Source organism: Humitalea rosea, from assembly GCF_003253705.1.
GTDB lineage: Bacteria > Pseudomonadota > Alphaproteobacteria > Acetobacterales > Acetobacteraceae > Humitalea > Humitalea rosea.
Window position 1 is genome coordinate 40,979 of the sequence record NZ_QKYU01000030.1, and the last position, 15,388, is coordinate 56,366.

At 68.6% G+C, this 15,388-nt stretch carries 13 protein-coding genes and 3 pseudogenes; 13 read left to right on the forward strand and 3 right to left on the reverse strand.

All coding sequences use genetic code 11. The features are described from left to right. Positions 1–55 precede the first annotated feature (55 nt). Positions 56–865, forward strand: coding sequence for an N-acyl homoserine lactonase family protein (locus C8P66_RS20365; protein WP_111400128.1), 810 nt, complete (start codon positions 56–58; stop codon positions 863–865). 126 nt (positions 866–991) lie between these two features. Here the strand turns inward: C8P66_RS20365 and C8P66_RS20370 are convergent. Further along, a pseudogene (locus C8P66_RS20370) lies at positions 992–1,543 on the reverse strand (IS701 family transposase); the annotation flags it as partial. 137 nt (positions 1,544–1,680) lie between these two features. Between C8P66_RS20370 and C8P66_RS20375 the strand changes: the two are divergent. Continuing rightward, positions 1,681–1,920, forward strand: coding sequence for a hypothetical protein (locus tag C8P66_RS20375; RefSeq protein ID WP_111400129.1), 240 nt, complete (start codon positions 1,681–1,683; stop codon positions 1,918–1,920). Here the strand turns inward: C8P66_RS20375 and C8P66_RS20380 are convergent. Further along, positions 1,897–2,712 carry an IclR family transcriptional regulator domain-containing protein gene (locus tag C8P66_RS20380; protein ID WP_111400130.1) on the reverse strand — a complete coding sequence of 272 codons (816 nt, stop codon included), beginning with the start codon at positions 2,710–2,712 and terminating at the stop codon, positions 1,897–1,899. The two genes, C8P66_RS20375 and C8P66_RS20380, sit on opposite strands and share 24 nt — an antisense overlap. 74 nt (positions 2,713–2,786) lie before the next feature. Between C8P66_RS20380 and C8P66_RS20385 the strand changes: the two genes are divergently transcribed. The 11 genes and pseudogenes from C8P66_RS20385 to C8P66_RS20435 all read left to right on the forward strand — a co-directional run bounded on the left by C8P66_RS20385 (position 2,787) and on the right by C8P66_RS20435 (position 15,084). After that, a complete protein-coding gene (locus C8P66_RS20385; protein WP_111400131.1) occupies positions 2,787–3,764 on the forward strand; it encodes a Bug family tripartite tricarboxylate transporter substrate binding protein in 978 nt (325 codons plus the stop codon). A 7-nt stretch (positions 3,765–3,771) separates the two neighbouring features. Then, on the forward strand, positions 3,772–4,989 hold the full coding sequence (locus C8P66_RS20390) for a thiolase family protein (protein WP_146422991.1): 1,218 nt from the start codon (positions 3,772–3,774) through the stop codon (positions 4,987–4,989). After that, positions 4,986–5,459 carry a Zn-ribbon domain-containing OB-fold protein gene (locus C8P66_RS20395; protein ID WP_111400133.1) on the forward strand — a complete coding sequence of 158 codons (474 nt, stop codon included), beginning with the start codon at positions 4,986–4,988 and terminating at the stop codon, positions 5,457–5,459. Before C8P66_RS20390 ends, C8P66_RS20395 begins: the two co-directional genes overlap by 4 nt. Then, the gene (locus C8P66_RS20400; protein ID WP_111400134.1) at positions 5,456–6,628 is read left to right on the forward strand and encodes a CaiB/BaiF CoA transferase family protein; all 1,173 of its coding nucleotides are present in this window, start codon (positions 5,456–5,458) and stop codon (positions 6,626–6,628) included. The genes C8P66_RS20395 and C8P66_RS20400 overlap by 4 nt, the downstream gene beginning before the upstream one ends. Before the next feature lie 126 nt (positions 6,629–6,754). Then, positions 6,755–7,066, forward strand: a pseudogene (locus C8P66_RS20405) (transposase); the annotation flags it as partial. 242 nt (positions 7,067–7,308) lie between these two features. Beyond that, the gene (gene kdpF, locus C8P66_RS20410) at positions 7,309–7,398 is read left to right on the forward strand and encodes a K(+)-transporting ATPase subunit F (RefSeq protein WP_111400135.1); all 90 of its coding nucleotides are present in this window, start codon (positions 7,309–7,311) and stop codon (positions 7,396–7,398) included. A gap of 1 nt (position 7,399) precedes the next feature. Further along, a complete protein-coding gene (gene kdpA, locus C8P66_RS20415) occupies positions 7,400–9,097 on the forward strand; it encodes a potassium-transporting ATPase subunit KdpA (RefSeq protein WP_111400136.1) in 1,698 nt (565 codons plus the stop codon). An 11-nt stretch (positions 9,098–9,108) separates the two neighbouring features. Next, entirely contained in the window at positions 9,109–11,136 is a 2,028-nt protein-coding gene (kdpB, locus tag C8P66_RS20420; protein ID WP_111400137.1) for a potassium-transporting ATPase subunit KdpB, read from the forward strand. Between the two features lie 3 nt (positions 11,137–11,139). Continuing rightward, positions 11,140–11,679, forward strand: coding sequence for a potassium-transporting ATPase subunit KdpC (gene kdpC, locus C8P66_RS20425; protein ID WP_111400138.1), 540 nt, complete (start codon positions 11,140–11,142; stop codon positions 11,677–11,679). A 70-nt stretch (positions 11,680–11,749) separates the two neighbouring features. Continuing rightward, entirely contained in the window at positions 11,750–14,398 is a 2,649-nt protein-coding gene (locus tag C8P66_RS20430; RefSeq protein ID WP_158537330.1) for a sensor histidine kinase, read from the forward strand. Positions 14,399–14,409: 11 nt separating this feature from the next. After that, positions 14,410–15,084 carry a response regulator gene (locus C8P66_RS20435; protein ID WP_245903705.1) on the forward strand — a complete coding sequence of 225 codons (675 nt, stop codon included), beginning with the start codon at positions 14,410–14,412 and terminating at the stop codon, positions 15,082–15,084. 200 nt (positions 15,085–15,284) lie between these two features. Here the strand turns inward: C8P66_RS20435 and C8P66_RS20440 are convergent. Beyond that, positions 15,285–15,388, reverse strand: a pseudogene (locus C8P66_RS20440) (IS5/IS1182 family transposase); the annotation flags it as partial.

Here is a 15,388-nt window from a genome sequence, read left to right on the forward strand (position 1 = left end):
AGGATGGGACGAGGCCGCATCAACGGCCGCGCAACTGGGATAGGGAAGATAGGACGTGGTTCAGGACGACGATATCTACGAGATCCATGCGGTCAAATACGCGGAGAATGACAGGCCGGCCTACAAGAACTTCCTTGATGGCGACCCGCACGACAATGCGTCGATGCCACTGGATTATTTTGTCTGGGCGATCGTGGGGAAAACCCGCAGCTTCGTGCTCGATACCGGCTTCGATGCCGAGGTCGGCGCCAAGCGCGGGCGTTCCCTCCTCCGTACGCCTGCGGAGGGGTTGAAAATGGTCGGGGTAGATGCGGCGACAGTGGCCGACGTCGTCCTGTCGCACATGCATTACGACCATGCCGGCAATCACACGATGTTTCCCGCGGCCCGCTACCATCTCCAGGACCGGGAGATGGCCTATTGCACCGGGCGCTGCATGTGCCACCTCGCCTTGCGCCACCCGTTCGAGGCCGCGGATGTGACGGCCATGGTCGGCCGGGTGTTCGAGGGCCGGGCCAGTTTCCATGATGGCGCAGCCGAGATCGCGCCTGGCGTCAGCCTCCATCATGTGGGCGGACATTCGCTGGGGCTGCAGGTGATGCGGGTACGGACGCGGCGGGGGTGGGTGGTCCTTGCCTCCGATGCCTCGCATTTCTATGCGAATTTCGAGCAAGGGAGGCCTTTCCCCATCGTCGCCGACGTGCCCCAGACCCTGGAGGGCTACGCCGCGCTGCACCGGCTCGCGAGTTCGCGCCATCATATCGTGCCGGGGCATGACCCGCTGGTACTGGCGCGCTATCCGTCCTCTGGACCGGGGCTGGAGGGGATTGCCGTGCGGCTGGATGCCGATCCGGTCGGATACTAATACTACTGTGCCATAAGATGCTGGCTCTGTTTGAGACGCTGGCAGCACGGACATCGCGGCATAGTGCGGGCGAGTTCGCGCGCGATGCGTATTCGCATGCTGGTGGTGGAGTTGGCGACATGCCGTTCAGGTCGGATCGGCGGCTCCGCGTCGTCGGTAGGAGTTGGGAACCGCAGGCGCTTGGATGAGTGGGGCCTTTGGTTCTGCTGAGGGGGGAATCGCCGCCCTTTCGGCGACCAGGAAGCCGTAGGCTGCGATGCAGAGGGTGGCGTGATGGTGGAAGCCTCGCCAGCCGCGGCCTTCGTAGTGGCCGAGGCCGATCTCCTGCTTCAGCTCCTGATAGTCGCGCTCGATCCGCCAGCGCAGCATGGCATGGCGGACCAGCGCGGAGCGGCTGGTGGTGGCGGGCAGCGTGGAGAGCCAGAACTTGGTGGGCTCGGCTTCACCGGGCGGCCATTCGATCAGGCACCATTCCTCGGGTCGTGGCGTGGCGGCCTTGTAGTCGCGATGGGCGGGGCGCACGCGCAGGGCGGCAAAGCGGGAGGTGAGCGGTGCATTCGTGCCCTGGCGCCAGGTTACCCGGCGCCAGACGCTCTTGGGCAGCCCGGCAGCCAGTTCCTTGGCGGAGACAGGCTTGTGCTCTGCGCTGCGCCCGACGCGGGAGCCCGCTCGCGCGCGCCATGCCGCGCGAACTCCGTGCGTGGCATCCGCTGACCGCCATCCTCGCCATGCCGAGATTGCGCGGCTGAAAGGCCTCAAGGGACGCCCCGACATCAAGCCGAGCGGCGTGGAGGAGCGCACCAAGGCGCCGCCCGATGCACCAGGCGGGCCAGTTGCTGCCGCTGCTGCGCGGCATCGACATCTCCAAGCGCCAGCTGATGCGGCTGCTGATCGCCAGCCAGGATGGTTTCGTGGATGAGGCCCGTGACGTGCTGCGCGCCGGACTGGAGACGGCGCGCTGGATTTCGCTGGACGACACCGGCGCGCGGCATCCCTCACCGACCGAGGCGGCCGATATGACCCTCTTCCGATCACGACCAGGGTGCGAAGCCTGACTGCTCGCGCGTCAGCAGCGCGGCAGCCACCACACCGGCGGTCTGCAGCAGCGGCGGCAACAGCCGTTCCTGCAGCGCTGCCAGGGTAACGCGCGTCACCTCCGCGCTCAGCCCCAATGCCGCGACAACCTTACCCTCCGCGACAACCGGCACGGCGATAGAGCGCAGTCCCATGATCGTTTCCTGGTCGTTCACCGCGAACCCATCACGCCGCGCCCGCGCCACCGCGTCGCGGATTGCCTCCCGCCCCGTCAGCGTGTTGAGCGTCAGCGGGTCCGGCGAGAGCCCGTCCAGCACAGCCTCCAGTGCTGCCTCCGGCAGGGCTGCCAACAGCACCTTGCCGACCGAGGTCGCATGCGCCGGCATCCGCGTGCCTACTGACATGTAGTCCCGTACCAGGCGACGCGCCGGCGCACGAGCGACATAGACCACCGCATCGCCATCCAGCACGGCCAGCGAGCAGGTTTCCTCCGTCTGAGCCATCAACGCCGAGAGCAGAGGCTGCGTGATCGCGGCCAACGGCAGCGAGGACAGATAGGCGTAGCCGAGTTGCAGCGTGCGTGGACGGAGCGAGAAGCGTGTCCCCTCCACGCCGACATAGCCAAGGCTGACCAAGGTTCGCAGCACGCGCTGGGCGGAGCCGGGGCTCATCCCGGTCTGGCGGGCCACTTCGCTCAGGGTCATCGCCGGGCGGGCGGGCCCGAAGGCCTCGATGACGGCAAGCCCCTTGGCGATCGACTGCACCTCGTCCCGTGCGACGGCGCCATAGCGCGGCCCAGAACCCGTTGACATGGATAATCGATCTTCCTTAATCTTCCGCATAACGAATAACATTCCGCATAGCGGAAGACAATGGAGGAAGCATCATGATCACACGCAGAAGCGGGCTTGCTGCCCTGGCCAGCGGTCTGACCCTGGCCACAAGGCCGGTGCTGGCGCAGGAACATTACCCCGACCATCCGCCGCGCCTGGTCGTCCCCTACGGGGCGGGCAGCGCCACCGACCTCATCGCGCGGCAGCTTGCAGGCAAGGTCGGTGATCTGCTCGGCCAGCGGCCCGTGGTGGAGAACCGGGCGGGTGCCGGCGGCATCGTGGGCGCGGAATTCGTCGCCCATGGCCCGCCGGATGGCTATACGATGCTGTTCGCAGGCAGCCAGACGCATGCGATCAACATCAACCTCTACCAGCGCCTGCCCTATGACCCGGTCGCCGATTTCACGCCGATCGCCCGGGTCGCGAGCCAGCCGCTGGTGCTGGTGGTGCACCCCAATGTCCCCGCGCATTCCGTCGCCGAGCTGATCGCCCTGGCCAAGGCACGGCCGGGCCAGCTCAACTACGCCTCCTCGGGCATCGGTACCTCGGCGCATCTCAGCGGTTCGACGCTGCGCTCGCAGGCTGGGATCGACATCGTGCATGTCCCCTACAGCGGCGGCGGTCAGCTCTTCACCGATCTGCTGAGCGGCGCGACCTCGATGATGTTTTACCCCTACCAGGCGCTGCGGCCGCATGTGGAGGCAGGCAAGCTGCGCGTGCTGGCAAGCACCGGCGCGACCCGCCCGGCCTGGCTCGCGAACGTACCGACGATGGTGGAGGCGGGCTTCCCCGATTTCGTGCTGACCGCCTGGTTCGGCGTCTTCGGTCCGGCCGGCATGGCGGCGGCGCGGGTCGAAACCGTCTCAGACGCCATCCGCCGCGCGGTCGCCGATCCAGAGATCCTGGCGGCCTTCACGGTCTCCGGCACCGACGCGCTTTATGCGCCGCCAGCCGAATTCAAAACCTTCATCGCCTCGGAAATTCAACGCTACGCCAAGGTCGTCGCGGATTCCGGGGCCAAAGTGGAGTGACGCCCTGATGTCAGCAATGGGAAGTGCGACCGCCATCGTCGGCATGGGCCGGGCGATGGCGATGAAGGGCGAGGGCGACCCAAAAACCCCGCTGCAACTCGGCGCCGTCGCCGCACGCCAGGCCATGGCCGCGGCCGGCATCGGGCGGCATGAGGTGGGGGCGCTGTTCACCGGGCGCACGCCGCAATCCTACATGGTGCTGCAATACAACCAGTCGCTGCTGAACGAGCTGAAGATCGGCCCGACCTTCAGCAGCGAGATGACCTCGCATGGCGGCGGCGCGCTCGGCACCTTGCAACTGGCGGCGACCGCCTTGCAGGCGGGGGTGATCGATTACGCGCTCTGCGTCACCAACGAAGCCAGCGGCATCTGGATGGACCAGGTCGGCTCCAACGCCGCCTGGGAGGGCGATCTGCAATTCGAGGCGCCTTATGGCCCCTCGACACCCTCGATCTATGCGCAATCCATCTGCCGCTACATGCATGAATACGGGATCACGCCGGAAATGGCGGCGCATGTCGCGGTGGAGAACCGCCGCTGGGCGCTCGACCACCCGCATGCGGTGATGCGGCACAAGGGGCCGATCACCATCGAACAGGTGGTGACTTCGCGTCTGGTCGCCACACCGCTGCGACTGCTGGATTGCGCGGTCTGGTATCCCGGTGGCATCGCGACCGCGGTGGTTCTGACGCGCGCCGATCTGGCCCGGGCACGGCATGGCGAGACGACCTGGCTCGCAGGGTTTGGCCAGTGCAACACGCATGAATGGGTCGGCGAACGCATGGGCGGCTGGGGTTATGCACCCTTCGAGGACGGGCCGGACCTCGTGCAGACCGGCGCCGGCGTCGCCGCCAAGCAGGCCTATGCGATGGCAGGGCTGACGCCCGCCGACATCGATTTGGCGGAAAGCTCGGCACCCTTCTCCTACGTCAACCTGATGATGCTGGAGGAGCTGGGCTTCTGCCCGCGGGGCGAGGGCGGTAATTTCGCTGCCGGCGGCGGCATCGCCTATGACGGCGGGCTGCCCTTCAACACTATCGGCGGCTACCTCTCCTTTGGCCAGGTCGCGCAGGGGCTCTACAACCTGCAGGAAGTCGTGGACCAACTCCACGGCCGCGCCGAAGGGCGGCAGATCCCCGATGCCAAGGCCGGCATCGTGCATATGCACGGTGGGCCACTCGCCTGCCATTCCGTCGTCATCCTCAGCAAGGAGCCGGTGGCATGACCGCGCCCGCCCCCCCCGACTTCCCGGGCGACTGGTCCCGCGGCGTCCCGCTCATGGCCGGTGACTGGTTCATCGGCCTCTACCAGCCCTCCCCGGAAACGGTGGGATATTGGGAGGCATTGACGCGGCGCGAGCTGGTACTGAAATACTCCCCCGCCGCCGGCCGCTACTACCACCCCAAGCGGATCGTCTGCACCGAGACCGGGTCGGATGCGCTGGAATGGCGGCGCGCCAGCGGTCGCGGCACCATCTACTCCTTCAGCGAAGTGCATCGCGCGCCCAGCCCGGCCTTTGCGGCATCGGTGCCCTACACGGTCGGGATCGTGGCGCTGGAGGAAGGCGTGCATCTCTTCACCCGGCTGATCGCCAACCCCGGCCCCATCGCGATCGGCGCCCCTGTGACGGTGGATTTCCGGGTGCTCGAAGGCGGCGTGCTGCTGCCGGTCTTTTTGGTCGGGGCCGCGGCATGAGCGGCGGTCCGCTTGCCGGCATTCGTGTGCTGGACACGACGCGCGCGCTGGCGGGGCCGCTCGCGACCATGGTGCTAGGCGATCTTGGTGCCGATGTCATCAAGGTCGAGGTGCCGGGCGTCGGCGATGAGACGCGCTACTGGGGTCCTCCCTTCGCCGGTGACGCAGGGCCGACCCTGATCGGCTACAACCGCAACAAGCGTTCGGTCACGCTGGACCTACGTACCGATGAAGGCCGCGCCGCCTGCCTCGCGCTGGCGCGGGACAGCGACATCTTCGTCGAGAATTTCCGCCCCGGCACGGTGCGGCGCTTCGGGCTGGATTACGACGCCATCCGCAAGGTGCGGCCGGATGTGATCTATTGCTCGATCTCCGGCTATGGCCAGACCGGGCCGATCGCGCAGCGGCCCGCCGTCGATCTGATGGTGCAGGCCTTTGGCGGGCTGATGGCCCAGACCGGGGAGCCCGACGGGCGGCCGATGAAGGCGGCAGCGCCCGTTGCCGACACCATGGCCGGGCTCTCGGGCGCCATCGCGATCATGGGGGCGTTGATGGAGCGGCGGACCACCGGCCAGGGCCGCTTCCTCGACATCTCGATGCTGGATGGGCTGGTGGCGCTGATGGGGCAATCCATCGCCGCCTGGGGGATGGGCGGTGCGGCGCCGCGGCGCTGGGGCAATGCCCATCCGCTGATGGCGCCCTATGAAAGCTTCCGGGCGGCGGACCGCGACCTGGTCATCGCCGTCACCAACGACAAATCATGGGCCAGCCTGGTGACGATCCCGGATTTCGCGGCACTGCGGGACGATCCGCGCTTCGGCGACCAGCCCGCGCGCAACCGCGCGCGGGAGGCGTTGATCGCAGCCCTTACGGAAATCTTCCCCCGGCGCAGCGCCGCCGATTGGCTGACACTGCTGGATGCCGCGGGCATCCCGGCCGAGGCGGTGAACACCCTGGCCGAAGTGGCGCAGCACCCGCAGGTGACTGGCCGCGGCATGCTGCTGGATTTTGAATATCCGCCTGGTTCCGGCAACCACATCCGCACCGCGGGGATGCCTTGGCGGGATGTGGCGCGGGAAGGACCCGTGCGCCCACCGCCGACGCTCGGGCAGCACACGGCGGAGGTGATGGCAGGGCTCGGGGCGGTGGTGGGGGGTCCCGAGGAATGAAGCTCTTAATTTGTTCCTAATTCTCAAAGCCTGTTTCGAAACGTTTTCGGTATGACTGGCATTGGGGTGGATGGCCGGAGGCAATCGTGATTCCAACGGGTTGCGACACCTGTGATGGAATTTTCGATGTGGACCCCGACCACCCGGCGGCAGCATAGCCGCGCGGGCTTGCGCTACGCGAGTGACCTGACCGATGCCGAGTGGCGTTTGCTGGAACCGCTGCTGCCGCGGCCCCGTCGGCAGGGGCGACGGTGGGCCTGGCCGCAGCGCGAGATCATCAACGCGATTTTCTACGTGCTGCGCGCGGGCTGTGCCTGGCGCCTTCTGCCCGACAGCTTCCCGCCGTGGCGGACCATCTATCGCTGGTTCGCCCGGCTGCGCGATGGCGGGGTGTTCGAAAGCCTGACCCGAGCACACGCTGTTCGCAATCGCGCCAGGGGGTCCGTTACTGACGGACGGGTCCGCATCGATGCGCTGGCCGAGGCTCGGCTCGCCCTACCCGCCTTTGCGATTTCCTTACGCCGCGGGCCCCGCTTCCACATCGCGCCATGACGCGGCTCCCTCCCACAATTCCCTCACATCATGGGGGTTCCGATGCTTGATCTTGTTCTGTTGGCTGCCGGCCTGGGTGGCTTCGCCTTGTTGGCTCTCTACGTGCGCGCATGCGGGCAGGTCTGACCATGGCACTCGAACTCTGGCTCGGCGGCGCGGTGGCGCTCGGCCTGCTGGGCTACCTCCTCTGGGCGCTGCTGCGGCCTGAAAGCCTCTGACATGACACTGATAGGTTGGGCGCAGATTGCGCTCGTGCTCGGCTGCGCGCTGCTTCTGGCGGTCCCGGTCGGGCGGTGGTTAGCGGCCCTGGCGGAAGGCCGGCTGGGCGGTCTGGCGCGCCTCGACGCCGCGGTGCTGCGCGCCGCCGGTGTGGACGCATCCCGGGGCCAGAGCTGGCAGGGCTTCCTGCTCGCCATGTTGGCCTTCAACGCGGCGGGCTTCGCGCTGCTTTATGCCATCCTGCGCCTGCAGGGCGTGCTACCGCTGAACCCGCAAGGTTTTGCGAGCATCCCGCCGTACCTGGCCTTCAACACCGCTATCTCCTTCGTCACCAACACCAATTGGCAGGCCTATTCGGGCGAGGCGGCGATGTCGCATCTGAGCCAGATGATGGGCCTCGCGGTGCAGAATTTCCTGTCGGCCGCGACCGGTATCGCGCTCGCCTTCGCGGTGATGCGCGCCTTCGCCACCGGCGGCGTAACGCAGCTTGGCAATTTCTGGGCGGATCTGACACGCATCACGCTGTGGCTGCTGCTGCCGGGCACCTTGCTCGCGGCCTTCGCCTTCATCGCCATGGGCGTACCACAGACCCTGGCGGCAAGCGTCATCGCGGCGACCCCGTCCGGCGGCGAGCAGACCATCGCGCTCGGCCCGGTCGCCTTCCAGCTCGCCATCAAGCATCTCGGCACCAATGGCGGTGGCTTCTTCGGCGTGAATTCGCTGCACCCCTTCGAGGGTCCCTCGGCACTCGCCACCAGCCTGCAGATCGTGCTGCAGGTCGTCCTTCCCTTCGGGCTGTGCCTGGCTTTCGGCCGCATCGTCGGTGATGCGCGCCAGGGGCGGGCCTTGCTGGCGGTGATGGTCGGCTTCGTGCTGGTCGCGACTCTGTCGATCTACGCCGCCGAGGCGGCCGGCAACCCGCTGCACATCGCCGCCGGCGTCTCGCCGATCCAGGGCAATATGGAGGGCAAGGATGTGCGCTTCGGCCTTGCTCTGGCCGCGCTGTTCACCGCCACCACCACGGGCGCCAGCTGCGGTGCGGTGAATGCGATGATCGACAGCTTCACCCCGCTCGGTGGCTTGGTGCCGCTGTTTCTTATCCAGCTTGGTGAGGTTCTGCCGGGCGGTGTCGGCTCCGGCCTGTACGGCATGCTGGTCTTCGCCCTGCTCGCCGTCTTCATCGCCGGGCTGATGGTGGGGCGCACGCCGGAATATCTCGGCAAGAAGGTGCAGGCGCGGGAGGTCAAGCTGGCGATGCTGGCGGTGCTGGTGCTGCCCGCCGTCATCCTCGGCTTCACCGCGGCGGCGCTGGTGCTGCCGATGGGGCTCGCCTCATTGCAGGATGCCGGACCGCATGGGCTGACGGAGATGCTCTACGCCTATTCCTCCGCGGCGGGGAACAATGGGTCGGCCTTCGGTGGGCTGACCGCCGATACGCCCTGGCTCAACACGACGCTCGGCCTGTCCATGCTGCTCGGCCGCTTCGCCTTCGTGATCCCCGTGCTCGCCATCGCCGGCAGCCTGGCCGCCAAGCCACGCGCACCAGAAGGCCCGGGCACGCTGCCGACGCATGGGCCGCTGTTCATCGGGCTGCTGGCCGGCGTCATCCTCATCCTGGGCGGGCTGCAATACCTGCCATCCCTCGCCCTCGGCCCGATCGCGGAGCATTTCGCGATGCTCGCCGGCCAAACCTTCTGAAGGCCCCTCCCATGCAATCCGCTCCAGCGCTGTTCGACAGCGCCATCATCCGCCAGGCCGCCATCGATGCGGTGCGAAAACTCAACCCAGGCCATCTGGTCCGCAACCCGGTCATCTTCGTGACCGAGGTGGTCTCCATCCTCGTCACCCTGCTCGCGGCACGCGATGCGGCAGCCGGAATCCCCTGGGGCTTCCAGGCCGGCGTCGCCGCATGGCTGTGGCTGACCGTGCTGTTCGCGACCTTCGCCGAGGCTGTCGCCGAAGGCCGCGGCAAGGCGCGCGCCGCCAGCCTGCGTGCCGCGCGCGGCGACACCATGGCCCGCTTCGTGCCGCTGCCGGAGGACACCACCCAGACCATTCCGCGCGCCGCCGGCGAATTGCGCCGCGGCGACCATGTGCTGGTCGAGGCCGGCGAGATCATCCCCTCGGATGGCGAGATCGTGCAGGGCATCGCCAGCGTCAACGAAAGCGCCGTGACCGGCGAAAGCGCGCCGGTGATCCGCGAGGCCGGGGGCGATCGCAGTGCCGTCACCGGCGGCACGCTGGTGGTCAGCGACCGCATCCTGGTGCGCATCACCGCCGAGGCCGGCGGCACCTTCCTCGACCGCATGATCGCGATGGTCGAGGGCGCGTCACGACAGAAGACGCCGAACGAGATTGCACTCGACATCCTGCTCGCCGGCATGACGATCATCTTCCTGATCGCTGTGGTCACGCTGGTCGGCTTCGCCTCCTACAGCGGCGCCGCCCCCTCGGTCGTGGTGCTGGCAGCACTTCTGGTCACGCTGATCCCGACCACCATTGGCGGGTTGCTCTCGGCGATCGGCATCGCGGGCATGGACCGGCTGGTGCGGTTCAACGTGCTGGCCACCTCCGGCCGCGCGGTGGAGGCGGCGGGCGATGTCGATGTGCTGCTGCTGGACAAGACGGGCACCATCACCTTCGGTAACCGGCAGGCCGCCGCCTTCATCGCCGCACCAGGCGTGAGCGAGACCGAGATCGCCGAGGCGGCGGTGCTCGCCAGCCTGGCAGACGAGACGCCCGAGGGCCGCAGCATTTTGGCCTTCGCGCGCGAGCGCTATGGGATCACGCTCCCCGCCATGACGCCCGAGGCGCGACCGGTGCCCTTCACCGCGCAGACCCGCATGTCGGGGATGGACCTGCCGAGCGGTTCGTACCGGAAGGGTGCGGTGGACAGCTTGGCAGCGACGCTGAACCAGGCCGTGCCGGCGGCGCTTTCGGCCGGCATCGACCGCATCGCGCGCACCGGCGCCACGCCGCTTGCCGTCGCGAAGGATGGCCGCATCCTCGGCGCCATCGAGTTGAAGGACATCGTGAAGCCCGGCATGCGCGAACGTTTCGCGGAGCTGCGCCGCATGGGCATCCGCACGGTGATGGTGACCGGCGACAACCGCCTGACGGCCGCGGCGATTGCAGCGGAGGCCGGCGTGGATGACTTCCTCGCCGAGGCAAACCCGCAAGAGAAGCTGGATTACATCCGCGCGCAGCAGGCCGGTGGGCGCCTCGTCGCCATGGCCGGCGACGGCACCAATGACGCGCCCGCCCTCGCGCAGGCCGATGTCGGGCTCGCCATGCAGACCGGCACCCAGGCGGCGCGCGAGGCCGGCAACATGGTGGATCTGGACAGCGACCCAACCAAGCTGATCGAGGTGGTGGAGATCGGCAAACAGCTTCTCATCACCCGCGGTGCGCTGACGACCTTCTCCATCGCCAATGACGTGGCCAAGTATTTCGCCATCCTGCCGGCGATCTTCGTCACGCAATATCCCGGTCTCGCGGCGCTCAACGTGATGGGGCTGACCAGCCCGCAAAGCGCCATCCTGTCCGCCGTCATCTTCAATGCGCTGATCATCGTGGCGCTGGTGCCGCTGGCGCTAAGGGGCGTCGCCTATGCCTCCCTCGGCGCGGCGGCGCTGCTGCGGCGGAACCTGCTGATCTACGGGCTGGGCGGCCTCGTCGCGCCCTTCATCGGTATCAAGATCATCGACGTGTTGCTCACCCTCATCGGAGTGGCCTGAACCATGTTGCGTCCGCTTCTCTCCCTGCTGCTCGGCTCCACCTTGCTGCTGGGCGTCGCCGTGCCGCTCGGCGTCACCGCCATCGCAGGCCTCACCATGCCGGAGCGCGCGGGCGGTAGCCTGATCCGGCGCGAGGGCCAGGTGATCGGCTCCGCCCTGATTGGCCAGAATTTCGAGGGCGACCGCTGGTTCCGCGGCCGGCCCTCGGCGACCTCCGCAGCCCCCTACGACGCCAGCTCCTCGGCCGCGTCGCAGCTTGGGCCCACGAGTGCGGCGCTGCTCGCGGCGGTTACGGAACGTGTGAGTGGCGCGCGTGAGGTGCCGGCCGATGCCGCCACGGCCAGCGGCTCGGGCCTCGATCCGCATATCAGCCCCGAGAGTGCGCGCCGCCAAATCGCGCGCATTGCGGCAGCGCGGAACCTCCCGGTTCAACGCCTCGCCACCCTGGTCGAACAGAACATCGAAGCGCGCGAGTTGGGCCTGCTGGGGGAGCCGCGCGTGAACGTACTGCGCATCAACCTCGCGCTGGAGGCGTTTCGCTAAGGGCGGGACGAAGCGGCTATACTGCACACGCATGCCCGCCACCGGACCAACCCGTCCCGACCCTGATGCCTTGGCCGAACTCGCGGCCCGGGAGGGGCGTGGCCGCCTGAAGGTGTTTCTGGGCGCCGCCCCAGGCGTCGGCAAGACGGTCGAGATGCTGGCCGAGGCGCGACGCCTTCACGCCGCCGGCAGCGACGTCCTGATCGGCCTGGTCGAGACGCATGGAAGGGCCGAGACCGAAGCTGCAATCGGCACCCTCTCCACGCTGCCGCTTCGCGCCATCGCCTATCGCGGCCAGGTGCTGCACGAATTCGACCTCGACGCCGCCCTGGTTCGCCGCCCTGCCATCCTGCTCCTGGACGAGCTGGCGCACAGCAACGCGCCGGGGAGCCGACACAGCAAGCGCTGGCAGGATGTGGAGGAGCTGCGCGACGCCGGCATCGAGGTCTGGACCACGATGAACGTCCAGCATCTGGAGAGCAGCGCCGAGGCGGTGGCGCGCGTCACCGGCGTGCGGGTCGCCGAAACCGTCCCCGATGCGATGCTGAAGGGCGCCGATGCGGTGGAGCTTGTGGACATCCCGCCGGCCGAATTGCTCGACCGGATGCGCGCCGGCAAGATCTACCCCCCCGAACAGGCCGAGCGCGCGCTGCGCGGCTTCTTCAAGGAGGGTGCGCTGGCGGCGCTGCGCGAACTGGCCCTGCGCCGCACCGCCGATCGAGTGGATGCCGACGTCACCTCCTGGATGCGGCGTAACGCCGTGGCCGGTCCCTGGCCGGTGGGCGACCGCGTGCTGGCGCTGATCCCGGGAGGGGGGGCGGCCGAGCCGGTGTTGCAGCAGGCCCGCCGCCTCGCCGACGCGCTGCATGCGCCGCTGCTGGCCCTGCATGTCGAGCGGCCGGGCCAGCAGGCCGACCCGGGGCCCGGCATCGCCCTGGCGCAACAGCTGGGCGCCGAGACCGAGGTGACCACGGCGACCGACCTGACCACCGCGATCCTGGCCCATGCCCGCGCGCGCCGCGCGACGCATATCTTCCTCGGACGCGGTGACCCGCCCTGGTGGCGCCGCGTGCTGGGGCGGACCCTCATCTCTGCCCTGGCCCGACGGGCGACGGAATTCACCCTGCATGTGGTGCCGAGCCCTGCGGCGGCACGCGTCGCCGCGCCGCCGCGTCATCTGCCGGGCTGGACCGCCTGGCTCGTGGTGCCGCTTTTGGTCGCCGCGGCCACGCTGGTCTGCGTCATGCTCGATGGCATGGTGCCCGATGCCGCCTTCGGGATGGTCTATCTCGCGGCCGTCGTCGCCATCGCCGCCGTCGCCGGACCGCTGCATGCGGGGGGGGGCGCGATGCTCGCCTTTCTCGCCTGGAATTTCCTGTTCCTGCCGCCACGCTACACGCTGACCGTCGCCTCCGCGCAGGACGTCCTCGGCGCAGTCGTCTTTGGCGTGGTGGCGGCGTTGCTGGCCGGCACGACGGGGCGGCTCGGGCGCAACGTGCGCGCGGCGGCGGTGCGGCTGGCGGCGCTGCGCCGTCTCACGACCCTCTCACGGCGGCTCAATGCCGAAGCGTCGGTGGCCGAATTGCAGATGGCTGTGGTCGAGGAGGCGGCACGCATCATCGGCGGTCCGTCGTGCCTGTTGCTGCCGCTCGACGAAGCGCTGGCAATGACGTTGCCGGGCCAGTTCACGCGGGATGCGATGCTCCCGGCCGAGCCTGTTCTGCGCGCCGCCAGCCCGGCCGATGCCGTGCCGGATGACGGCGCCATGGCGGCCGCACGCTGGGCACTGGCGAATGGGCGTGCGGCCGGGCGCGGCACCGCAACCTTGCCGACCAGCGCCTGGCGCTTCGTCCCGCTGAATGCGGTGCGTAACGGTGAGACGGTCGCCTTCGGCCTGCTCGGTTTGTGCCCGAAGGACGAGGCCCCCGACCCTGAGGCCGATCGCGCCGTCGAAGCGCTGCTGGACCAGGCGGCGGTCGCGCTGGAACGTGCACGCCTCGCGGACACCGCCGCGAATGCACGAGCCCGCAGCCAGACGGAGGCGCTGCGGACGGCGCTGCTGACCAGCCTGGGCCATGACCTTCGCACGCCGCTTACCGCCATCCGCGGCGCGGCCGAGACGCTACGCACCGCCGGCGCCGCGCTGCCCGAAGCGACCCGCGCCGACCTGCTGACCACCATCGAGGAGGAAGCGACGCGCCTCGCCCGCTGGATGTCCGCGATCCTCGACATCGTGCGGCTGGAGACTGGCCAGGTCGTGCCGCGGCGCGAGCCGGTGGATGTGGCCCAGGCGCTGGAGGAGGCGGCCATGCATATACAGCAGGCGCATCCGGGCCGCCGTATCCTGCGGGACCTTCCCACCGGCCTGCCTCGACCGCGGCTCGATCCGGCGCTGCTCGACCGGGTGCTGGAGAACGTGATGGACAATGCGCTGAAGTATTCCGCACCCCACGGCATCGTGCGCGTGGCGACGCGGCGCGAGGGGGCGGACGTCCTGCTGATCGTGGAAGATGACGGGCCCGGCATACCGCCCGACGACCTGCCACGCGTCTTCGACGCCTTCTTCCGCGCCGCCCGCACGGACAGCATTGCCGCCGGCTCGGGCCTGGGCCTGTCAATCTGCCGTGGCCTGGTATCGGCGATGGGGGGGCGCATCGCGGCCGAAAGCCCGATTGCGGCGGGGCAAGGGACGCGCATCACGCTGCGCTTTCCGCAATGACGGCAGCGCCATTGTCGATCCTCGTCATTGACGACGAGCCGCAGATCCACCGCTTCCTTGGTCCCGCGCTGGAAGCCGCGGGCTACATGCCCCTGCGGGCCGAGACCGCGCGCGAGGGACTGCGCCTGGCGGCTTCGCGCGGCCCAGCCTGCGTGCTGCTCGACCTCGGCCTGCCGGACATGGATGGCAAGGAGGCGCTGGCCCGACTGCGCGCCTTCAGCAGCGTGCCGGTCATCATCATCAGCGCGCGCGACCGGGAGGCGGAGAAGGTCGCGGCGCTGGATGCGGGTGCCGATGATTACGTCGAGAAGCCATTCGGTCTGGCGGAATTGCTGGCGCGGCTTCGTGCCGCGACACGGCGGGCCCTGCTCATGGAAACACCTTCACCCGTGATCACGTCAGGGCCCCTGGAGATTGATCTGGAGCGGCGGTTGGCGCGCGTGGAGGGGGTGGAACTCGCCCTCACGCCGCGTGAATGGGAACTGCTGGCGGCACTCGCCCGCGTTCTCGGCCGAGTGGTGACGCAGCGGCGTTTGCTGACCGAAGTGTGGGGCCCGGCCCATGTCGAGGACAGCCAGTATCTGCGGGTTTACGTCGGGCAGTTGCGCGCGAAGCTGGGTGAGGCGGCACGATTGTTGAGGACGGAGCCCGGGGTGGGGTATCGGCTGCTGGAGGAGAGCAGGTGATTGGCGCCGGAGCTGGTCGTACCACTCCGGCGCCCAGAGAAGGCCGATTCCCGAGTCCCACCGCTGCTTCACCCTTAGGCGTGTGGACACTAGGGAGTCCCGAACCGATGGAAGCATGATTCAAGGCTGCTTCCCGAAAGGTAGCCTTGAATCACGCTCTACACGATTGAGAAATCCCTAGAGTCCACAGAACCCAGGACTCATTGCCGGATCCAGAAGATGACGGTAGCGGCGATGCAGATGGCCGAGAAGCATGTGTGTGCGCATCGGTCGTGGCGGGTTGCGATGCGGCGCCAGTCCTTCA

Excerpts from the sequence above, each read along its gene's own strand:
- C8P66_RS20375 (WP_111400129.1), top strand. The coding sequence starts at position 1,681 with ATGCACCAGGCGGGCCAGTTGCTGCCGCTGCTGCGCGGCATCGACATC.
- C8P66_RS20380 (WP_111400130.1), bottom strand. The coding sequence starts at position 2,712 with ATGTCAACGGGTTCTGGGCCGCGCTATGGCGCCGTCGCACGGGACGAG.
- C8P66_RS20385 (WP_111400131.1), top strand. The coding sequence starts at position 2,787 with ATGATCACACGCAGAAGCGGGCTTGCTGCCCTGGCCAGCGGTCTGACC.
- C8P66_RS20390 (WP_146422991.1), top strand. The coding sequence starts at position 3,772 with ATGTCAGCAATGGGAAGTGCGACCGCCATCGTCGGCATGGGCCGGGCG.
- C8P66_RS20395 (WP_111400133.1), top strand. The coding sequence starts at position 4,986 with ATGACCGCGCCCGCCCCCCCCGACTTCCCGGGCGACTGGTCCCGCGGC.
- C8P66_RS20400 (WP_111400134.1), top strand. The coding sequence starts at position 5,456 with ATGAGCGGCGGTCCGCTTGCCGGCATTCGTGTGCTGGACACGACGCGC.
- kdpF (WP_111400135.1), top strand. The coding sequence starts at position 7,309 with ATGGCACTCGAACTCTGGCTCGGCGGCGCGGTGGCGCTCGGCCTGCTG.
- kdpA (WP_111400136.1), top strand. The coding sequence starts at position 7,400 with ATGACACTGATAGGTTGGGCGCAGATTGCGCTCGTGCTCGGCTGCGCG.
- kdpB (WP_111400137.1), top strand. The coding sequence starts at position 9,109 with ATGCAATCCGCTCCAGCGCTGTTCGACAGCGCCATCATCCGCCAGGCC.
- kdpC (WP_111400138.1), top strand. The coding sequence starts at position 11,140 with ATGTTGCGTCCGCTTCTCTCCCTGCTGCTCGGCTCCACCTTGCTGCTG.